Origin of the sequence: Sphingobacterium humi (assembly GCF_009768885.1) — a bacterium.
Lineage (GTDB): Bacteria > Bacteroidota > Bacteroidia > Sphingobacteriales > Sphingobacteriaceae > Sphingobacterium > Sphingobacterium humi.
The window spans coordinates 188,873-209,968 of the sequence record NZ_WSQA01000006.1; the positions used below are offsets into that span (position 1 = coordinate 188,873).

At 43.6% G+C, this 21,096-nt stretch carries 18 protein-coding genes; 10 read left to right on the top strand and 8 right to left on the bottom strand.

Features of this window, described 5'->3' with window-relative positions:
- Positions 1-25: 25 nt before the first annotated feature.
- Genes GQF63_RS09995 through GQF63_RS10005 form a run of 3 tightly spaced genes read right to left on the bottom strand, consistent with a single transcriptional unit; the run spans position 26 to position 1,063 of the window.
- Complete coding sequence (locus tag GQF63_RS09995; RefSeq protein WP_160369088.1) at positions 26-502, bottom strand: nucleoside deaminase; 477 nt, start codon at positions 500-502, stop codon at positions 26-28.
- Positions 502-846 (bottom strand): tRNA-binding protein, encoded by a 345-nt coding sequence (locus GQF63_RS10000; RefSeq protein WP_160369089.1) that lies wholly within the window; start codon positions 844-846, stop codon positions 502-504. The genes GQF63_RS09995 and GQF63_RS10000 overlap by 1 nt, the downstream gene beginning before the upstream one ends.
- A gap of 1 nt (position 847) precedes the next feature.
- Positions 848-1,063: a hypothetical protein gene (locus GQF63_RS10005; RefSeq protein WP_160369090.1), complete on the bottom strand. Its 216-nt coding sequence runs from the start codon at positions 1,061-1,063 to the stop codon at positions 848-850.
- A gap of 70 nt (positions 1,064-1,133) precedes the next feature.
- Between GQF63_RS10005 and GQF63_RS10010 the strand changes: the two genes are divergently transcribed.
- The 5 genes from GQF63_RS10010 to GQF63_RS10030 all read left to right on the top strand — a co-directional run bounded on the left by GQF63_RS10010 (position 1,134) and on the right by GQF63_RS10030 (position 9,318).
- Positions 1,134-1,721, top strand: a complete 588-nt coding sequence (locus GQF63_RS10010) for a porin family protein (RefSeq protein WP_160369091.1) — start codon at positions 1,134-1,136, stop codon at positions 1,719-1,721.
- 164 nt (positions 1,722-1,885) lie between these two features.
- Positions 1,886-2,665 (top strand): succinate dehydrogenase cytochrome b subunit, encoded by a 780-nt coding sequence (locus GQF63_RS10015; protein ID WP_160369092.1) that lies wholly within the window; start codon positions 1,886-1,888, stop codon positions 2,663-2,665.
- A gap of 47 nt (positions 2,666-2,712) precedes the next feature.
- Positions 2,713-4,647 carry a fumarate reductase/succinate dehydrogenase flavoprotein subunit gene (locus GQF63_RS10020; protein ID WP_160369093.1) on the top strand — a complete coding sequence of 645 codons (1,935 nt, stop codon included), beginning with the start codon at positions 2,713-2,715 and terminating at the stop codon, positions 4,645-4,647.
- A gap of 43 nt (positions 4,648-4,690) precedes the next feature.
- On the top strand, positions 4,691-5,464 hold the full coding sequence (locus GQF63_RS10025; protein WP_212592529.1) for a succinate dehydrogenase/fumarate reductase iron-sulfur subunit: 774 nt from the start codon (positions 4,691-4,693) through the stop codon (positions 5,462-5,464).
- Positions 5,465-5,598: 134 nt separating this feature from the next.
- Complete coding sequence (locus tag GQF63_RS10030; RefSeq protein WP_160369196.1) at positions 5,599-9,318, top strand: ATP-binding protein; 3,720 nt, start codon at positions 5,599-5,601, stop codon at positions 9,316-9,318.
- Positions 9,319-9,489: 171 nt separating this feature from the next.
- Here the strand turns inward: GQF63_RS10030 and GQF63_RS10035 are convergent, their stop codons facing one another.
- From GQF63_RS10035 to GQF63_RS10045, 3 genes are all read right to left on the bottom strand, one after another.
- Positions 9,490-10,431: a hypothetical protein gene (locus tag GQF63_RS10035; protein WP_246163455.1), complete on the bottom strand. Its 942-nt coding sequence runs from the start codon at positions 10,429-10,431 to the stop codon at positions 9,490-9,492.
- A 117-nt stretch (positions 10,432-10,548) separates the two neighbouring features.
- Entirely contained in the window at positions 10,549-11,700 is a 1,152-nt protein-coding gene (gmd, locus tag GQF63_RS10040) for a GDP-mannose 4,6-dehydratase (protein WP_160369094.1), read from the bottom strand.
- A gap of 107 nt (positions 11,701-11,807) precedes the next feature.
- Positions 11,808-12,359 carry a hypothetical protein gene (locus tag GQF63_RS10045; RefSeq protein WP_160369095.1) on the bottom strand — a complete coding sequence of 184 codons (552 nt, stop codon included), beginning with the start codon at positions 12,357-12,359 and terminating at the stop codon, positions 11,808-11,810.
- A 64-nt stretch (positions 12,360-12,423) separates the two neighbouring features.
- Here GQF63_RS10045 and GQF63_RS10050 point away from each other — a divergent pair, with 64 nt between their 5' ends.
- The 5 genes from GQF63_RS10050 to GQF63_RS10070 all read left to right on the top strand — a co-directional run bounded on the left by GQF63_RS10050 (position 12,424) and on the right by GQF63_RS10070 (position 19,145).
- Positions 12,424-12,747, top strand: coding sequence for a hypothetical protein (locus tag GQF63_RS10050; protein WP_160369096.1), 324 nt, complete (start codon positions 12,424-12,426; stop codon positions 12,745-12,747).
- 9 nt (positions 12,748-12,756) lie between these two features.
- On the top strand, positions 12,757-13,674 hold the full coding sequence (locus tag GQF63_RS10055; RefSeq protein WP_160369097.1) for a lysylphosphatidylglycerol synthase transmembrane domain-containing protein: 918 nt from the start codon (positions 12,757-12,759) through the stop codon (positions 13,672-13,674).
- Positions 13,674-14,384 carry an SDR family NAD(P)-dependent oxidoreductase gene (locus GQF63_RS10060; RefSeq protein ID WP_160369098.1) on the top strand — a complete coding sequence of 237 codons (711 nt, stop codon included), beginning with the start codon at positions 13,674-13,676 and terminating at the stop codon, positions 14,382-14,384. Before GQF63_RS10055 ends, GQF63_RS10060 begins: the two co-directional genes overlap by 1 nt.
- Positions 14,385-14,738: 354 nt before the next feature.
- On the top strand, positions 14,739-17,753 hold the full coding sequence (locus tag GQF63_RS10065) for a SusC/RagA family TonB-linked outer membrane protein (protein ID WP_160369099.1): 3,015 nt from the start codon (positions 14,739-14,741) through the stop codon (positions 17,751-17,753).
- A gap of 15 nt (positions 17,754-17,768) precedes the next feature.
- Positions 17,769-19,145, top strand: a complete 1,377-nt coding sequence (locus GQF63_RS10070) for a RagB/SusD family nutrient uptake outer membrane protein (protein ID WP_160369100.1) — start codon at positions 17,769-17,771, stop codon at positions 19,143-19,145.
- A gap of 14 nt (positions 19,146-19,159) precedes the next feature.
- Here GQF63_RS10070 and GQF63_RS10075 read toward each other — a convergent pair whose 3' ends face one another.
- The gene (locus GQF63_RS10075; RefSeq protein WP_160369101.1) at positions 19,160-20,515 is read right to left on the bottom strand and encodes an alpha/beta hydrolase family protein; all 1,356 of its coding nucleotides are present in this window, start codon (positions 20,513-20,515) and stop codon (positions 19,160-19,162) included.
- Positions 20,512-21,096, bottom strand: coding sequence for a hypothetical protein (locus GQF63_RS10080; protein ID WP_160369102.1), 585 nt, complete (start codon positions 21,094-21,096; stop codon positions 20,512-20,514). The genes GQF63_RS10075 and GQF63_RS10080 overlap by 4 nt, the downstream gene beginning before the upstream one ends.

Consider the following 21,096-nt stretch of genomic DNA (forward strand, 5'->3'; position numbering starts at 1 on the left):
TAATTACGTAAAAATGTTAGTAATATCAGCGTTTATTACGAAAAAAAGACTTTATCAAGTTTGCACATTCGGCCTCTAAAACTCCGGGTACAACCGTGGTCTTGGGATGGATGATGGAACTGCCAATCGCGGAGTATCCTCGTTTCTCATCCCGGGCGCCATAGACGATTTTACTGACCTGCGTCCAGTAAGAAGCGCCGGCGCACATCACGCAGGGCTCAACGGTAACATAGAGGGTGCAATCTTTTAAATATTTGCCACCTAAGAAATTGGCTGCCGCCGTAAAGGCTTGCATTTCCGCATGCGCGGTGACATCGTTCAGGCGTTCGGTTAGGTTATAGCCTTTGCCGATAATTTTGCCTTGCGCAACGATGATGGCTCCTATGGGCACCTCATCTTCATCAAAGGCTTGCTGGGCCAGCTTTAGGGCTTCCCGCATATAGAGCTCATCTTGGTTGACCGGAAGTCCACCTGTTGACTCTTCAAATGTGTAAATCTTCATTATTTTAATTTGCAGCCATTGGGAACTGCGCGCTCTACTGTCGCTAAGACAATATCCCCATGCTCATCCTCATACCCGGTGACCAGGCATTCCGACATGAAATTGGCAATTTGCTTTTTCGGGAAGTTGACCACGGCCTGCACTTGCTTGCCGAGTAGTTCTTCCTGGGTATATAAGGCTGTAATTTGTGCACTGGAGCGAAGGATTCCGATTTCAGGACCAAAATCTACCTCCAATTGATAGGCGGGCTTGCGGGCCTTGGGAAAATCTTGAACCCCGACAATGGTGCCAACACGAAGATCGACTTGTTCAAAATCAGCCCAGCTGATCAACTGTTCCGACATGTTACAAACGATTAGAACTTAGATCGGCCATTTCTTTGGAGAGAGTAAACAATACATAGTCTACCTTACGATGCAGTCTTTTGGCTAAACGCTGCAATAATTCCTCTTCCTGGCCCTCGTTGAATTTCAAATCTTCATCCGTCAGGTGATTATATTTACGTTGTAATTTTAGTTTTAATACGGGCCAATCTTGCGATTGAATCTTGAAATTAATCATCTATCTTACGCTTTATGAATAAAAACTTCTAATTTAGTGCTTAGAAATAGTAAATATATAAATTTTTAACATGAAAAAAATTCTACTAGCTTTCGCTGCATTATTTCTTATGGTGCAGGCTTCACAAGCGCAATTGCTTCCTAGCTTTAAATTGGGGGTAAAAGGTGCATTAAACTTCTCGAGCTTGAAATCAGAAGGAAAATGGTTAAACTCTGACACCAAGACAGGTTATCAATTAGGCGTATGGGGTCGTATTGGCGCAGCTGGTTTCCACGTTCAGCCGGAGCTTTACTATTCACAGAAAAAAGCAGGTTTCGAACCGACCGAAGACAACGAGTCAGGTGAAGCAACTATCAAAAGTATGGACTTGCCTATCCTATTAGGTACGAAGATTGGATTAGGTCCTATCGGCTTCCGTATCCAAGCGGGTCCGGTGTTCTCTTTTGCACAAGACGGAAAAGTAACGGTAAAATCGGCAACGGATTTTGAAAACTATAAAAAATCATCGACTGGCATTATTGGCGGTATCGGTGCTGACATCCGCAACATCACTATCGATTTGCGTTATGAACACGGTTTAAACAATATTAGCAACAATAGCAACCAAAACCAAAAGATCAGTATGTGGTCTATTGGTGTAGGATATGCGATCCTGTAAGTACTAGAAAATAAAAAGATTAGGCCTGATTGAATAACAATCGGGCCTTTCTTTTTTAGGGACAGCTTAGAAAGATTCTAAATTAGCCATATTTTGTAGTTAAATCTCATAAAATTGTCATCAAATAGATAGATTTGCGGAACTAAATTAAATTCATAGTAATAATGAGTAAATCAAAGCCAGTATTAACATCTTCACTAGGGAAGAAACTAATCATGAGCTTGACAGGATTGTTCTTATGTACGTTCCTGATTGTTCACTTGATTGGAAACTTACAGCTCTTTAAAGATGATGCGGGGTATGCGTTCAACAATTACGCTTATTTTATGACCCACTTTACGCCGATAAAGGTAGTATCTTACTTACTTTACCTTTCCATTATTGTTCACGCGGTTTATGCTTTAATTTTAACGACGAAGAACAAAGCGGCCAGACCTGTTGGATACAACCAATACGATGGCAAAGCAAACAGCGCATGGAACTCTCGTAACATGGGAATTTTAGGTACCGTATTATTAGTTTTCATTGTTACCCACATGCAAAACTTCTGGTACCAGTACAAGTTTGGTTCTACGCCTTATGTAGAGTACCACACGGAACTTGCCACCGGCAATCAAGAAATCATTTCCTTGGATGAAATTCCGAATGACTACATCGGATATCAGTCCTTGAATGACGGCACCATTGAAACGGTGAAATCAAAAGATTTATACAGACAAGTTGCTGTAGCCTTCAAAAATCCTTTATTGGTTGGTTTATACCTATTGGGTATGGCAGCCTTAGCATTCCACTTAATCCACGGTTTCCAATCGGCCTTCCAAACCATTGGTTTCAACCACAAACGTTATGTTGGAATTATTAAATGGATCGGTATCTGGGTTTTCGGAATCCTGATTCCTATTGCCTTCGCCGCAATGCCATTGTATTTTTATTTTGTTAAATAGTTATTTACAGATTGAGCTCCGCGAGATCTACTAAATAAAAAAAGGATATGTTAGATTCAAAAGTACCTGCAGGCCCATTGGCCGAAAAATGGTCAAAACATAAATTTGATATGAAGCTGGTGAACCCAGCCAACAAACGTAAATTCACCATTATCGTTGTTGGAACTGGATTAGCTGGTGCATCTGCAGCTGCATCTTTAGCAGAACTAGGTTATAATGTAAAAACCTTCTGCTACCAAGATTCTCCGCGTCGTGCGCACTCCATCGCAGCACAAGGGGGTATCAATGCGGCAAAAAACTACCAAAATGACGGTGACTCCGTGTTCCGTTTATTTTATGACACCATTAAAGGTGGTGACTACCGCGCGCGTGAAGCGAACGTTTACCGTTTAGCGGAAGTTTCTGTAAATATTATCGACCAATGTGTGGCACAAGGTGTGCCTTTCGCACGTGAATACGGTGGTCTATTGGATAACCGCTCTTTCGGTGGTGCCCAAGTATCCCGTACTTTCTATGCACGTGGTCAAACAGGACAACAATTGTTGTTAGGTGCATACTCTGCACTAAACCGTCAGATTCAAAAAGGAAAAGTAAAATCTTACACCCGCCATGAAATGTTAGATCTTGTGAAGATCGATGGCGAAGCACGTGGTATCATTACCCGTGATATGGTAACCGGAAAAATTGAATCACACGAAGGACACGCCGTACTTTTATGTACTGGTGGTTATGGAAACGTGTTTTTCCTTTCTACGAATGCCATGGGATGTAACGTTACGGCAGCCTGGAGAGCGCACAAACGTGGTGCTTACTTCGCAAACCCTTGTTATACGCAAATTCACCCGACTTGTATCCCGGTTACCGGCGATCACCAGTCGAAATTAACCCTGATGTCAGAGTCATTACGTAATGATGGCCGCGTTTGGGTTCCTAAAACTATTGAATTAGCCGAGAAATTGCGTAAAGGTGAAATTAAACCGAAAGACATCAAAGAAGATGATCGCGATTACTTCCTAGAAAGAAAATACCCTTCATTCGGTAACTTAGTACCTCGTGACGTGGCTTCTCGTAACGCCAAAGAAATGGTAGACGAAGGTCGTGGTGTGGGAAAAACAGGTGTTGCTGTATTCTTAGACTTCGCTGAAGCCATCAACCGCTTAGGTAAAGATGTGGTAGAAGCGAAATATGGTAACTTGTTCGATATGTACTACCAGATTACCGACGAGAACCCTTATGAACAACCAATGCGTATCTACCCGGCCGTTCACTATACCATGGGTGGTGTATGGGTTGACTACAACTTAATGACTACAGTACCAGGTTTATACTGTTTAGGAGAAGCAAACTTCTCTGACCACGGTGCTAACCGCTTAGGTGCATCGGCATTGATGCAAGGTTTATCGGATGGTTACTTCGTAATCCCTTACACGGTAGGTGATTACCTAGCGAAAATCGGTAACTTCAAACCTGTCGATAAAAATCACCCAGCATTCGAAGAAACGCGTAAAGAGGTAGAAAATAAAATCAACCAATTATTAGCTTTAAAAGGTAGTAAAACCGTTGATGATATCCACAAGAAACTTGGCCACATCATGTGGGAGTACTGTGGTATGGCTCGTACTGCTGAAGGATTGACCAAAGCGAAAGGATTAATCCAGGATTTACGTAAAGAGTTCTGGTCTGATGCTTGTGTATTAGGTGAAAACGAAGAGATGAACATGTCGTTGGAAAAAGCAGGTCGTGTGGCCGACTTCCTAGAATTAGGGGAGTTAATGGTAGACGATGCCTTGAACCGCAACGAATCATGTGGTGGTCACTTCCGTTTGGAATCACAAACTGAAGAAGGAGAAGCAAAACGTGACGATGAAAACTATACATACGTAGCAGCTTGGGAATACAAAGGGGATAACCAACCGGAAGTATTGCACAAGGAAGAGTTAGTATTCGAAAACGTGAAGTTAACACAAAGAAGTTATAAATAAGCAATAGGCTAGCAATAGCCTATTGATACTCAATATTACAATTATGAGTGGACATATGAATTTAACGCTGAAAGTTTGGCGTCAAAAAAATATAAACGATAAAGGTCAATTCGTTACTTACCAAGCGAAAGATATCGCTGATGATATGTCGTTCCTAGAAATGCTTGACGTGGTAAACGAGGATATCACCCGCAAAGGTGAAGATCCTATTTACTTCGACCACGACTGTCGTGAAGGTATTTGTGGAATGTGTTCCTTGGTAATCAATGGCCGTCCTCATGGTCCTAAATACGGAATTACGACCTGTCAATTGCACATGCGCTCTTTCCACGATGGTCAAACCATCGTAATTGAACCTTGGCGTGCAGCTGCATTCCCGGTATTGAAAGACTTAGCGGTAGATAGAACTTCTTTCGACCGTATCCAACAGGCTGGTGGTTATGTAAATATCAACACAGGTGGTGTTCCTGATGCGAACACAATTCCTATTCCTAAGCGTGTTGCAGATGAGGCTTTCGAGTCGGCAACTTGTATCGGATGTGGTGCTTGTGTGGCGGCCTGTAAGAATGCTTCTGCGATGCTATTCGTATCGGCTAAGATTTCTCAATTCGCCTTACTTCCACAAGGTCAAACCGAGCGTTACGAACGTGCGCAAGCAATGGTTGACCAAATGGATGCAGAAGGTTTCGGAAACTGTACCAACACCGGTGCTTGTGAAGCAGAATGTCCGAAAGGAATTAAATTGACTAATATTGCAAGAATGAACCGCGAGTACTTCACGGCGAAATTCTTCCGTCAAGAAGATATCCACGCGTAAGCAAATACGCAAGCATAGAAAGTCCTCGTAATGATTAGTTGCGAGGACTTTTTTTTGTTTATATTTACTGCTATAAACTATTTTTAATGGGCAATAGGATCCGAATTCTTCTACTAATTCTTACTGTATCGTTTTTGGCAACCGCCATTACGATTAATAATATCGTCACGAAAGAGGATATGTTGGAGTTAGACACCAAGACGCTTTCTAACAATATCCATGACCATGAACAAATCGTCGATGAGATCTTTGCTGACTCCTCCTTAATGAAGGCTTTCAACAATGTGGAGATCTATTCCAGCCAAGTCCTCGATATCACCAAGAAGATTGCCGCTAAGAACAGGATTTTCTTCTTCATTTATAAGAATCACCAACCGATCTTCTGGAGCACCAACCTCTTTGTTCCCTTAACTGATGAGGGTTATCAATCGGATGTCAATTACATTAAAGAGGATAATCGGCATTTAATCGTCAAGAAGAAGCAGCTCAACGATGACACTTCTATCTTGGTGATTATCCCGGTGAAAGCCGACTTCCCCTATACCAACCAGTATCTCGAGAATATCTTCTCGACAACGCTTATGAAGTCGCAGAACTTGGCGATAGCGAACTATACCGATACAGAAAACATCAAGAACATCTATAGCCAGAACGGCACCTACCTCTTTTCGGTTAAATTAAGCGAAGGAAAACACGATAACATCTTTATCAATATACAGTTTATCTGCTGGATATTCGCTTCCTTCTTCTTCCTGCTTTTTGTGCATAATATCTGCTTTATGATGGCCAAGAGTGGTAAACCTTGGTTATCGATTGCCTTCTTTGCTTTTATCCTGATCCTGACGCGCTATGTGGATCTGCAGACCAACTGGCTGGCCAACCAGTCGAGTCTGGGTTTGTTCAATCCGAAGTACTATGCCTTCAGCCCTATCCTACCGAATCTCTGGGCCTTTATGATGACGACCTTCTTCGTCATCTGGCTGGTCTTTTACATTCGGTCGGTATTGAGCTACTTGCATATTCCGGCAGCCTTTAAGAAACCTAAGGTGGCTGGGATGCTATCCCTCTTGGCCATCCTGAGTATATACTTCATCAGTAACTTATTATTTTACCATCTCTCCACGCTGATCACCAACAGCTCGGAGGTCAGTCTGGATTTCACTCAGCTCCTCTCCTTTGATACCTACAGCTGGATTGACACGCTTATTTTCTGTGTCAACATGGTGGTGCTCTTGTATTTCATCGACACGATTGTGGGCTTCTTAAAGAGCTTACTTCCGAATACGACTTCCTTCCTGAACCTTCAACTGATAGCCTTGGTATCGGCTATTATATTGAATGCGCTATTGATTGGGGAGAATACCTTTTTCAATATCTTTCTGGCCGGTGTAATTATGCTCAGGGCATATAGCAATATGCGCCTTAGCCTGAATCTACCTACCTTTATCCTGACCTTGGTCTTCCTTGCGTTTATGGCCACATCGGTGTATATGCGGAGCATCCACGATAAAGAGGAGCGGGAAATGAAGATTACCCTCAACCAGTTGGAGGCAGAAGACGACCTTAATGCCCTCGCCTTATTTGTAGATATTGAGGATAAGATTGCCAAGGATCAACAGCTGAAGCAGCTTTTTGCCATCAGCTTGCCCAAGACGCAAACCAGCATCATCAATCAGTACCTTAAAACGAATTACTTCAGTGGCTACTTATCGAAGTTTGAGTTCAGTGGCTATTACTATTATAACGATTTGCCATTGGATAATTACCCCACCGATAAAATAGAAGAGTATCGGGAAAAGGTAATCAGCAAATCGACGAAGGTTCCCCAGACACAGAACTTCTACCGGGTAAGAAGCGACCTCGGTACGCACGAGTACTTCCTGCAGTTCGAAATACCTATTGGCGGCGCGGAGGACAACCTGGTGCAGGTTTTCTTAAACTTTAAAAACAAAGCCTTTGGCACATCTTTACATTATCCGGTGATCTTAGCCGATAGCAAGTCTGAATTTATCAATAAACAGAAGCGAAAGGAATCTACCTTCGCCTTATATCGCGATGGCTATCTTGTCACCCAGAATGGCGCATTTACCTATCCGAACCGAGATGACAGCTTTGCTGGGGAAATCGGTGAGTATATCAGCATTGATAATCTGAATGGTTATTTCCACATGCTCTACCGTCCGGATAGCCATACCAGCCTCATCGTAAGCTCGCCGCAGCTGAACATCTGGCAATCCATCGCCATCTTCTCTTTTCTGTTTTTAAGCTTGTACATCTTCATGATGTTCTTCAACGTCATCCGTTATTTTATCAATACGGTGACACGTCGCTCTTTTAACTTTACGGGTATAAAGTATCATTTCAAGCTTTTAGTCAATAGAATCCAATACAGTACGCGTATCCAGACAATGATTATCGGGGTGGTAATCTTTGCCATCATTATCTCCGGCTTGATTACCTTCGTGAGTATAAGCTACCAGTTAGAGAAAACAAGTATCGAGCAAAGACAAGCCTATATCCTAGATGTGGTGAATAAAATAGAGAGTTTGATGCAGGAAGCACCGGACCTTAACGAGACGAAGATTGCAGAGATTGTGCAGAAACTCTCGGAGACCTCTGTTACGGACTTTAACCTCTACAATAAAAACGGAAAGCTGGTCTACACCTCGCAGCCTCGTATCTATGACATGGGTTTAGTATCCACCTTCATCAACCCCTTTGCGTTCAATAACCTTAATATCCTGAAGAAAACGGATATTTTCCTGAAGGAAAAGCTGGTGAAGTTTGAATATAACTCCAGCTTTGCAGCCATTCGTAATAACGACTATAATACCTTGCTCTTTCTGAACATCCCCTACTTCACTTCCCAAGAAGAAGAAAATGCCAGCCAGAACCTCTTGCTGAATACCTTATTGAATATCTATACGATTATTATCCTAGCCTTTGGATTCTTTACCGTATTGGTGGCAAACTCGATCACCAAGCCATTGAATCTTATCGGTCGGAAATTATCTGAAACCATTTTCAGCAATAAGCCGAATGAGCCGCTCTATTGGGAGCGTGATGACGAGATTGGCGCATTGATTAAGGAATATAACTACATGATCGTCAAACTGGAGGAGAATGCCAAGCAGCTGATGAATGCGGAGCGGGAATATGCCTGGCGGGAAATGGCCAAGCAGATTGCCCATGAAATCAAGAACCCATTGACCCCGATGAAGCTGGGCATCCAACAGCTTTCACGTAGTTACCGCGAGAATGACCCACGCTTTGAAGAACGCTTCTTTAAGTTCTCCAACTCTTTTATTGAGCAAATCAACAGCTTATCGAAGATTGCAACGGAGTTCTCCAATTTCGCGAAACTACCGGATACCAACCTCGCCAAGATTAATATCATTGAGAAGATCAATAAGTCGGCGAACGTCTATCACAATACCCATAACACCTACATCAAGGTCATTAACAACACCGACCAGGAGAAGATATATGTATTGGGCGATAAGGATCAACTCTTGCGCACCTTTAACAACCTGATCAAGAACTCGATTGAGGCCTCCATCGGGCGTAAAAAGCACTTGATCTCCATCTTGGTAGACTATGCCGACGATAGCCATGTCCGTATCTTATTAAAAGATAATGGAATGGGGATCCCTGCAAATGTTCTCCCTAAGATATTCCAGCCTAACTTCACCACCAAAAGCTCCGGTACGGGCCTAGGCTTAGCCTTTGTGAAGAAAACCGTGGAATCCTTAAAAGGAACGATCAGCTTTACCACCTTCGAGGGAATAGGCACCACATTTACCATTATCCTGCCTTTGTATAATGAAGAGCAGATTCAAGAAGAGATGTTGTAAATCTCTTACAAGAACGATAGCAATGCGCTGCTTACAGGACTTCATTAAGGATGAGGACACCCATATACTCTTAAAAGAATTCATAGCCTATAAAGCGCTAAAACTAGCCCATAAAAAAAGACGTTGTTGCCAACGTCTTTTCTTTTATAGCTTATCGCCTGTTTTCGGCGCTTATTTCAATACAATAGAGGATCTACCCATAATGGCATTATCAGCGTATAACAACACGGTATAAGCGCCTTTTTGAAAGCGTTGACCATTATTGTCCCAAACCATTTGATATTCCTGCCCGTTATTCGTGAAGTTGATATCTTGTTTAAAACTGTACTGCAATTTCTCACCATGTACATAAAAAATATCCTCAGAGTTTGCTTCTAGATTTCCTTTCGGATTGATGATACGCACAAATACATTCTTCTTACCCATTTCTGCTAAAGGATTATCAGCGATGGTGAAGTTGATGTATAATTTATCAATACGTTTTGCTTTGGTTTCAATTTCCGTTGCCCCATTCTTCTTCTCTTCAATAGCGGCAATATGGATATTGGACACTTTAATAGAAGAAGCTTTGGCAATCTTATCGCTCAACACTTTGCGTTCTTTCGCAATCACTTCCGTTTTCTGGCGATTCTCTACAACTTCATCTTTTAAGTTGCTATTTGCTTCTGCCAGCAACTCATTCTTTATGCGAAGTTCCACCACCTCATCTTTCATTTTAGAAACCTGCGTCTTCAACTGGTAAACCTGTTGTTTCGCATTTTCCATTTGCTGATCGGTGATTTCACCATTTTCTAAGCTTGTACGTAATTCCTCGATCTGATGTCTGGCCTCCAATTCAGCGGCTTGGAACGTTTCATTAGCACCCATATTCTGGTTCTTAATGTTATCCAACTCCGCTTCAATGCGGTCAATTTCCGATTGAAGACTCTCCTTCTGCAACGTAACAGTATAAAGTTTCTCGCCGGAAGACTTAAACTTCACGTAGAAATAGATGTTCGTAGCCAATAAGGCTGCAATGGCTATAATGAAAAAATAAATCTTCGAGCTATCGCGTTTCACCGCAACTAACTCTTGATCTTCGTTCATTCCTGTATTTTGTACATTCGTTTTCATGATTCTAGCGCATCCGTTCCTAGCTAATCCCTTCTCAACCTGCAATAAGGCAACGTATGCTTAATATTGTATTAACATTTATTAAAATGCTGACGCAAAAACTGTTCCAAGTAATTATTACTCAAAGTAATTTAATATATCAAAGCCCCCTTTTTTCAGGTATTCTTCTTTTTGCATGAGTTTCAAATCAGACAATACCATCTCATTAACGAGCATTTCAAGGGAGTATTTAGGGGTCCACCCTAACTTTTCGTTTGCTTTTCTAGGATCGCCAATTAACAGGTCAACTTCTGTAGGACGATAATACTGCGGGTCAACTTTGACAACTGTTTGACCAAGTTTAATGTTTTCTGGGTTTAAACCCAATGCTTTTAAGCGTTCATCATCACGATCGATAATCACACCTTTTTCGGCTTCGCCCTTGCCGGAGAACTCAATTTCTACGCCCAATTCAGCAAAGGCCATACGTACGAATTCACGCACCGTAGTTGTTACGCCTGTTGCAATCACAAAATCTTCGGCTTGCTCTTGCTGCAGAATCAACCACATGGCTTCCACATAATCTTTCGCATGCCCCCAATCGCGTTGCGCTGAAAGGTTTCCTAAGTATAATTTATCCTGAAGGCCTAAGGCAATCTTTGCTGCAGCACGAGTAATCTTCCGGGTCACGAAAGTTTCTCCACGTACAGGGCTCTCGTGATTAAATAAAATACCGTTGCAAGCATACATGCCGTAGGCTTCCCGATAATTTACGGTAATCCAATAAGCATACATTTTAGCAACAGCATAAGGGCTACGCGGATAGAAAGGAGTCGTTTCACTTTGAGGCACTTGCTGCACCAAGCCATACAGCTCGGAAGTAGAAGCCTGATACACTTTACAATGATCGACCAAACCCAATAAGCGGACAGCTTCCAAGATACGCAAGGTACCCAAGCCATCGGCATTCGCTGTATATTCAGGCGTGTCGAAACTAACCTTCACATGCGATTGCGCAGCCAGGTTATAAATTTCATGGGGTTTTGTTTCCTGAATAATACGGATGAGGTTGGTAGAATCGGTCAAGTCGCCATAGTGCATCACGAAATTACGTCCTAATTGATGTGGATCCTGGTATAAATGGTCTATACGATCGGTATTAAATAGGGAACTTCTCCTTTTAAGACCATGTACCATGTATCCTTTTTTCAATAGAAACTCCGCTAAATAGGCCCCATCTTGGCCTGTTATTCCGGTAATTAACGCAACTTTAGAACTCTCTTGACTCATGCTCCTTGTAAAAACTAGGCAAATATATTTAAAATAAATGCAATCGGTTGATAATAATACAAGAAAGCCGCAGAAAAACTGCGGCTTTCAACTTAAATACGTTAGAATTAGTTGCTGCGTGTGAAATTAAACACCAAGTATCCTTGACCTTGGTTCAATGGAATTGGCATACGCATGGTTAAAGCATTCTCATCCGCGAAAGAAAGATCCAAGCGGTATCCGCTAGTTACATTAGCCGCTTTATCACCGGCATAGATTTTCTTAAACTGGAAGGAAGGCTCGCCACCTGATTTACCTGGGTTAAAGATGGACCATACAATGGTACGCACGGCACCATTGGCACATAAAGTACCATCGGCATTGAAGGTAATACTACCACGTTGGTTTCCACCTGGCAAATCCCAGATTGAACCAATGAAACAATCCACAGGCGCTTCATCGAAAATATTCTTGATGGTATAGCTACTTGGAATGTTCTCCCTTTGTACAGAATTCAACACCCATTTTCCTTTAACGCCACTACGCCATTGCGAAGCGGAAGGACCCTGCGATGTAGCAGCACCGCCATCATTCGATGTAGCTTTCTTCGGCGCACCACAACTCCCTAAAATTAACACCATGGTTAACAAGGACAAAAAGGATAAAATACGTTTATGCATATTACAAAGATTAAAATAGTATATTAAATGTATATTAGTAAACTCAAAAACTAAGCTATTTTTGATGAACAACACATCCAAAAATCATACCATAAGCAAAATTGTTGCCAAGGCTATCTTACGAATTGTCATGATCATCCTGATCTTAGGAATCGCCTACTCCTTCAGCAAAGATGCTAATTTATTGAAGAACATTTCATTATATTTTCCACATAAATGGGCTATATTTGCACCCGTTTCACTGTTTATTATATTTATTGTCTTGATGGTGATTATGTTGCGCGAAAAATATAAGCGTTCAGACATCAATTGGCTGTTTTCTCTAGCCGGTGGTTTTCTCTTCGTGTATCTGATGATGCTTTTTGCCAGGATATATCCCCTACTCTAACGCTTGCGCATGCAAAACTCGAACGTTTGGAACATCCTTAAAAACCTGTTGAAGGTGGTCATCACCTTGGGTGCCATTTATTGGGTTTCCACGAAGATATCCTTTACCGAGCTCAAGGATGTGCTCAAAGGCAGCAATCCCCTTTATTTATTCTTGGCCTTTGCGGCCTATTGCTGCTCCATATTAATGGCTTCATCCCGGCTAAACTCCTTTTTTAAGGCGATACAACTCAAGCTGACCGAACGCTACAACCTGCGGCTCTACCAGTTGGGCTTGCTATACAACTTCTTCCTGCCGGGAGGCATAGGAGGCGATGGCTATAAGATATTCTTCTTAAAGAAAACCTTTCATATTTCCCGCCGTCAGGTATTAGGCGCCGTGTTTTTCGACCGCCTGAGTGGCCTTTGGGCTTTAACCATTGTCGCTGGCGCTTTGGTCATCTTTATGCCTAGGCTGGCCATTCCCAATTACATTACCATCTCGGTATTGTTCCTGGGCACCATTTCTTACCTCTACATTCTACGAACTTTCTTTAAGCAGTTTTTAAACAACTTTATCATCACGCATTTTAAGGCGCTGGCAGTGCAAGGCTTTCAAACCTTGTCGGCCATCTTTATTTTATATGCCTTGAATTTTGATGGTAAATTTGCCCCCTACTTGTTAATCTTTATGGTGTCCTCCTTGGTGGCCATTATCCCTTCCATTGGCGGGGGTGCCGGTCTACGTGAAGGCGCCATGGTCAGCTTAGCGACCTATTTGCAGCTCGACCCACATTTGGGGGTTATCATCAGTATCATCTTTTATATCATCTCGTTACTGGTTGCATCCAGTGGCATTTATTATATTTTCCGCCCACAGGGCTTGGGAGCCGATAAGCTTCCCACCGCCAAAGAAGTGGAAGAAGAAATTGACAAAGACGAAGAATAATGGCGAATATTATTATTACAGGTGCCAGCAGTGGCATAGGCTTTGAAGCCGTATTAGATTTAACTGCAAACAAAGACAATAAGGTGATTGCCTTGGCGCGTTCTGCCGATAAACTACGGAAACTACACGAAATTGCAAGTTCCTTAAATCATGATGGAGGAGCCCTCTACCCGGCACAATTTGATATTGTCTTCGGTGAATATGAAACCTCATTGGTACCCTTTATCCAATCCAAATTCAAAAAGGTAGACATCCTGATTAATAATGCCGGTGAATTAATTAATAAGCCCTTCATGGAAACCAGCAATGAGGATTTTGGTCAAATGCTGCAATCCAACCTGATCGGTCATATCAATATGATTCGCCATGTCGTTCCTTTAATGTCGGTGGGCGGACATATCGTCAATGTAAGCAGTATGGGTGGTTTCCAAGGCTCGGCCAAGTTTGCTGGCCTATCGGCCTATTCCAGCAGTAAAGCGGCCTTAGCTGTGCTTACGGAATGCCTGGCAGAGGAATTCTCGGGCAGAGGGATCAAAGTGAACTGCTTAGCCCTAGGCTCCTCGCAAACAGAAATGTTTGAAGCCGCATTCCCGGGATTAGAAGCTGGAACCTTAGCGTTCGAAATGGGAAGATACCTTGCAGAATTTGCCCAAAATGGCAGTACATTCTATAATGGAAAAGTGTTACCAGTTTCCACCAGCACCCCTTAATCATAACTTACCTCTTATATAGCAGCCTTAGTGATACCCTAAGGCTGTTTCTTTTTCGAAACCTTTCAGCACAACCCCCGCAACATCCTGAAAACAACCTAGTTAACACCACTTTCTAGTCGTAGGTTTTTTTCAGGGCATCGCTACGAGTAATTGATTTTTTTTATACATTTACTTAACAGACCATTAATTCAAGCATACTTTAATTTCCTTATAAGCTAATTATTAATACAAGATAAATTACAAGTTCCTTGATGATTATTAATACGAACCCAATACAAGCATAGTTAACAATTAGGTGTAAAATCTGATGCACCTAAAATTTAATGACGACTAACTGATTTTCTTAATTTTATGAAAAAACACCTCCTCTTTTTCATGATGTTTTGCTGGTTGCCCCTATTCGCAATTGCGCAAGATAAAATCATAACGGGGACAGTTGTCGATGCCATTTCCAATAATAGCATCGCCGGCGTATCCGTTAAAACGCTTGCGGGCAACAATGCCGTACAAACCAATACAGATGGCAGCTACCGCATCAAAGTTCCGAACAACAGTACCGCCTTAATCTTTTCATTTATCGGCTATGCATCGCAGGAAATCAAAATAGCCGGCCACACCCAAATCAATGTACGTTTAGTGCCTACTTCAGATAACTTGGATGAGGTGTTGGTTGTAGGCTATGGCACTCAAATTAAGAAAGACTTAACCGGCGCGGTGACCAGCGTAAAGATGTCTGACCTGGAAGATGTTCCCTTAGCGACTATTGAAAGTGGCCTGCAGGGGCGCGCACCGGGCGTCTTTGTCAACAATAGCTCCGGCAAGCTGGGGCAAGCCTTACAGATTCGCGTGCGTGGTATCTCCTCCATTTCTGCTGGCAGCCAGCCCTTATTCGTTATTGATGGGGTGCCTATTATCACCGATAAGATGGGTACCTATTTAGAGGCCGACAACCCGCTCGCTGCCATCAACCAAAACGATATAGAATCGATGGAAGTCTTAAGTGATGCCATGGCATCGGCCATATATGGTGCCCGTGCGTCCAATGGTGTAGTCATTATCACGACCAAAAAAGGAAAAGCTGGCAAAACAAAAATAGACCTCGGCCTCTACACGGGCTACAGCGATCCGACGAAGAAAGGAGAATTCTTAAATGCCAGTCAATACCGCGAGTTGTTAACCGCCTCGGTGACCAATGCCGGACTGCTGGGCCCTGACCCGGTAGAGCAGTACCCCGATATGGCTACCTTTTGGTCAAAACTAACTGGAACCAATGACTGGAATGAAAACACGAACAGCAATTGGGTAAATGAAGGCCTACAGCAGGGCAGCATTTATAATGCGAACCTCAGCGTATCCGGAGGGGATGAGAAGACGCGTTTTATTGCTTCTGGTGGCTATAACGACACCAAAGGCATCATCGTCAGCAATCGATTAAAACGAACTTCAGGCCGCCTGGCCCTAGACCATAACGCCATGCCCTGGTTAGAAATTGGCGGTAGTATCAACATCAATAAATTAGATAACTACCGCATCGTCAGCGACAATGCCTTCGCCAATCCGATGCAGCTGAATGCCCTGCCGCCAATTCAACCCATTCGCCTGGCCGACGGTGCCTTAAACAACCGCACCATCTATTATAATAACCTCATTGATATTGAAGATGGTAAAAAGGTATCCAATACCTACCGCACCTTCGGAACAGCGTATGCTACAGCGAAATTAACCGATTACCTCAGCTTTAAAACAGAATATGGAATGGACTTCCAAAATATGGAAGAAGACTACTACCTCGGTGCTAGAACACAGAAGGGCGGAGAAACCAGTGGGTATGCCCTCAGTTATCAAGCCCGATCCATCAATTTCAACAGCAATAACGTCCTTTCCTTCCAAAAAACATTTAACAGCATCCATCAGCTATCCGGCTTAGTGGGAATGGCCTATCAGGAGGGACAATTAAGAACCACGGCAGCCGAAGGGAAATCTTTCCCCTCAGATAAGTTTATGAAAATAACATCCGCCGCCATCAAATCAGAATTAACAAGCTCGGAGGCTGAGAAATTTGCGTTTCTCTCCTACTTTGTCCGCGCCAATTACAAGCTGATGGATAAATACCTGTTGGAGGGTTCCATCCGCTGGGATGGCTCCAGCCGCTTCGGCGCAGATAATCGCTATGGCTCCTTTCCGGCCGCCGCTATTGGTTGGATCCTGTCCGAAGAAGACTTCCTGAAGGAAAGTCCGGTATTAAACTTTTTGAAAATACGCGCCAGCTATGGGCTCACGGGCAACGCCAATATCCGCAACTTCGCGGCCATGACCTTATACCAAGGAGCCAATTATGCCGGAACCGCCGGAACCGTAGGCTATCAGCTCGGCGATCCACGCTTAAGTTGGGAGAGCACTAAATCAGGCAATATTGGGATAGACTTTACCTTTTTCCATAGCCGCTTATCCGGAAAAGTGGATGTCTACCGTAAAAAGACCTCCGACCTGCTTTTAAATATGCCCATTCCTTCCACCACGGGCTATTCTGATATTTACAAAAACATTGGCGACCTGGAGAACAAAGGGCTTGAAATTTCCCTCAACTCGAGAAACCTCATCGGTGAATTCCGTTGGTCTAGTTCCTTTAATATTTCCTGGAACAAAAACAAAATCCTCCGATTGGTAGCTGGGCAACCCATCTATCCGGGCGACCGCTACCTCGGCCGCTTAGAAGAAGGAAAACCCTTTTCCTATTTCTATGGAAAGGCCTATGCAGGTGTTGACCCCAATACCGGCGATGCACTCTATTACTTGGATGCCAGTAAAACAAGCAGCACCAGCATCTATTCAGAGGCGGCCGATCAATATGTTGGCGACCCGAACCCCGACTTCTACGGAGGATTTGGGAATACCTTTAGCTATAAAAACTTCGACCTCGATATCCAGACGCAGTTCGTATATGGCAATGATCTTTATAATGTAGCCGGCGTCTATCAATCGGCAAATGGCGATTACTTTGATAACCAAACCGTCGATCAGCTAAGCTATTGGAAGAACCCAGGCGACATTACGCAAATTCCTCGCCCCCACTTCGGCGCCTCCAATGGCACAAGGCCCTCTTCCCGTTATGTACAAGATGGATCCTATTTCCGTGTCAAAAACGTCGTCCTGGGCTATCGGCTGCCAGAAGCCATGGCGAAGCATTTAAAAATGCAAAATGCAAGGCTCTACGTGTCGGCAACTAACCCTTTTACTATAACTAATTACGAAGGTTACGACCCGGAAATAAACGCCACCTTCACGGAAGATTTTCAATTGGGAACCGATTTTTACACCCCGCCACAAGCGCGTACCATCACCTTTGGTATTCAAGTGGGATTTTAATTTAAGAACGACGTTATGAACACGATTAAAAAAATAACATACGGATTGCTCTTCTTTTCCTTGGCGCTGGCTTCTTGTGCGGATAAGCTCAATATCAATCCGGAGAACGATATCTCTGCAGACCAAGCCCTAGAAACAGCCCACGACGTAAATAATGCCTTAGTTGGGGCCTATACCATTATTGCCCGCGGCTCTTTATATGGCACCAACCTCATCATGATTCCCGACCTCTTAGCCAGTTCGGGCTATGTCAATTGGACGGGATCTTTCACCACCTACCGCGATATTGCCCAGCAAGACATTATCGCCACCAACGAGGATGCCACCCGCACCTGGATGGATGCCTATCAGGCCATCAATGCCGCAAATGTGGTGATGGGCGCTTTAAACGTATTGAGCAACGAGGATGAGAAAAAAATAGTCGAAGGGAAAGCCCTATTTATCCGCGGCCTTATGCATTTTGAACTGGTTCGCCTCTATGCCCTGCCCTATGATGCCGCCGGCAATAACAGCCAGTTAGGGGTACCTATTATGCTGGAGGGCAACAAAAATTACGATGAAGCAAAAAGCAAAGTCGCGCGGAACAGCGTAGCAGAAGTATACCAACGCGTGGAAACAGACTTGAAAGACGCCATAAATCGCTTGCAGCAATCGCCAGAGGATTACTATGCTGCCAAAGCCATGTTATGCCGGGTATACCTACAGGAAGGCAAATTTGAACAAGCCCGAACAGAAGCCCATGACATTATTAGCAACGGAGGCTATAGCCTTTCTAGCAGCATTGCCGGCCCTTTCCGTACCGGCGGTGCTAAGGAAAATGTCTTTGAAATAAAACAAACCGAACAAAGCAATGCCGGCACAGTAAACGATGGCTTAGCGACTTTTTATTCCAGCTTCCTAAGCAGCACCGGCGGGCTGGTTGGCCGTGCCGACCTCAATATTGTTAAGTCTTTTGCCGATAGCTACCTGCCAAACGATAAGCGTAGAACAGAATTGATATACGATGGAACGGGGATTAAAGCAGGATTATTTAGCAAAAAATGGCTCAACTATTTCGACAACCTGCCTGTTATTCGATTGGCAGAACTGCACCTGATCCGTGCAGAATGCAACCTACGCTTAAACAGTAGCGTTGGAGAAACAGCACTTAAGGACGTCAACCTCATTCGCCGACGGGCGGGGATTCCTGACCTGCAACAGCTTAGCCTGCAAGATATCTTAAGTGAACGCGAGAAAGAACTCGCCTTTGAAGGTGTTCGTTTGCACGACCTGAAGAGAACAAAGCGAAATATGGGCAGTCTTCCCTACAACGCCGATAAGCTGGTATTCCCTATTCCCTACCGGGAAGTTTCTGTTAATGCCAACTTAAAACAAAACCCCGGCTATCAATAGCCGGGCCTGCATGCTTATAAAGCGAGAATCCATTGGGCCATATCTTTCATGACCTGCGGATTAAAGCTTTCTTCCAAATCTGCATATTCCAAGTGCGAACCCGTTTTCGCCGTTTGAAACAGGTGGTTCAGGTTCGGATAGATGTTGATGTTATTCTTTGGGTTCTTGGGCAAATGATCGCTCAGGCTTTCCATATTCGCTGCCGCCGGCACCTGCACATCTTTCCCGCCGAAGGCCGCAAAAACAGGAATCTTAATCTTTTTGATAAAAGGAGTCGGATCGATTTTCAAGAAATGTCGATACCAAGGTGTCACTAACACCGCCAATTCATCGCCAAAGCTTGCATTCTGACTCCCCGGCACGGTACTCATGTTCTTACGGATAGCCTCAAAGGCCTTATCGGCTGGCAAAGGGCCTTTTGCAATGGCATAATTCTTCTTGATCAACTGCCGATCTTTCGCCGATAACTCTTGTCCTTGCGCACGCATCACGGCTTCATTCTGCAACAGCATCAAGGAATCCATAGGCAAGGCTGGCCCAGCTAAATCCACGATAAAATTTAAGCCCGAAACGCCTTGTCCCGCTAAAATACTAGCGATCAATCCGCCTTCACTATGGCCAATAAAGCCCACCTTATTCCCGTTTACAGAACCCTGCTTGCGCAGAAACTCCAAAGCCGCCAGGGCATCCTTCCCAAAATCAGTCGTGGTCGCTTTGCTAAAGTCGCCGGTCGACTTGCCAATCCCACGATCGTCGTAGCGCAAAACCATCATCCCTTGCTTGGTTAAATAGTCGGCAATTACCTTAAATGGCTCATGGCCAAACATACTGGAATTGCGATCCTGGGGCCCGCTACCACTCAATAATACCACTGCGGGATAGTTTCCCGGCTCCGAAGGCATCGTCAGGGTACCGGACAACTTCACTTTATCCAAGGCATTTTCAAAACTCACTTCCTGCTGCTTATAAGCAACAGGTTCCTTTACTTCCTGTGGCCTGTTTAAGGCTTTTAGCGCGCCTTTGCTTAAATTCAGGTCGGCTAACATATTCCCTTGTTTTACCTTGCCTGTAATAGCCTGCTTATCGGCCGATAATTTGCCGGCATAACGAATACCAAAGGTGCTTAACTCCGCATGTATTGAATCGCCATTGGCCACAATCTTGGTAAAGGGCATCTTTTGTTTACTTTGCATCGGGCTCTGCATGGTCCCTTCCCACTGCCCGTTATAGGTAAATTCAAATACGGTAGGCAACTTGATACCCTGCACTTCTAAAGTGCCCGACCATTGTCCTTCGAACGATTGCGAACAGGCATGCAAGGAAAAACCTAAACTAATTAAGGTTAACAAGTAACAAGTAAACTTCATCATAAATATGGATTTGTAAATTTTAGGAGGCTATCCAACAACAGGGTTAACAACACGATGAGGATGACCTGATAGACCTTCTTGCTGTTCATGGCCAATTTCATGCCCAGCACCAGCAGGTGAAAAAAATAATAAAGCATGCCGATGGCAAAGAATCCGGCAATTCCTAACACGATAAGGTTTTGCTTGGGTACCGATTTCAATAAGATATCGCCTTCTAGAATGGCTTTCTCCACGGGCAGCAAGATATGGTTGGTCCAAGGGTTCAACAACACTAGGACAACCAATAACTGGGTAAAATTGGCGATCAGCACCACATTAAACACATCTATAAATCGGGTTTTCGCATAAGATAACTTCCCAAATAGAAACATCAGCAAGCTTAAGGAAAACAAATTGATGGACTGATTAATCAGCACCTTCCAAAGGGGCTTTGCCGGCGCATGATGCAACTGCACAATACCATCGGCCACAAACTCCCATTGCCAACCCAACAGCACCATGGCAGCAAATATCAACAGGCCATAACTAAGCAGTTGCCGATCGGTGAGCTGTTCGAACGGATTGATAAATAGATTGATCAT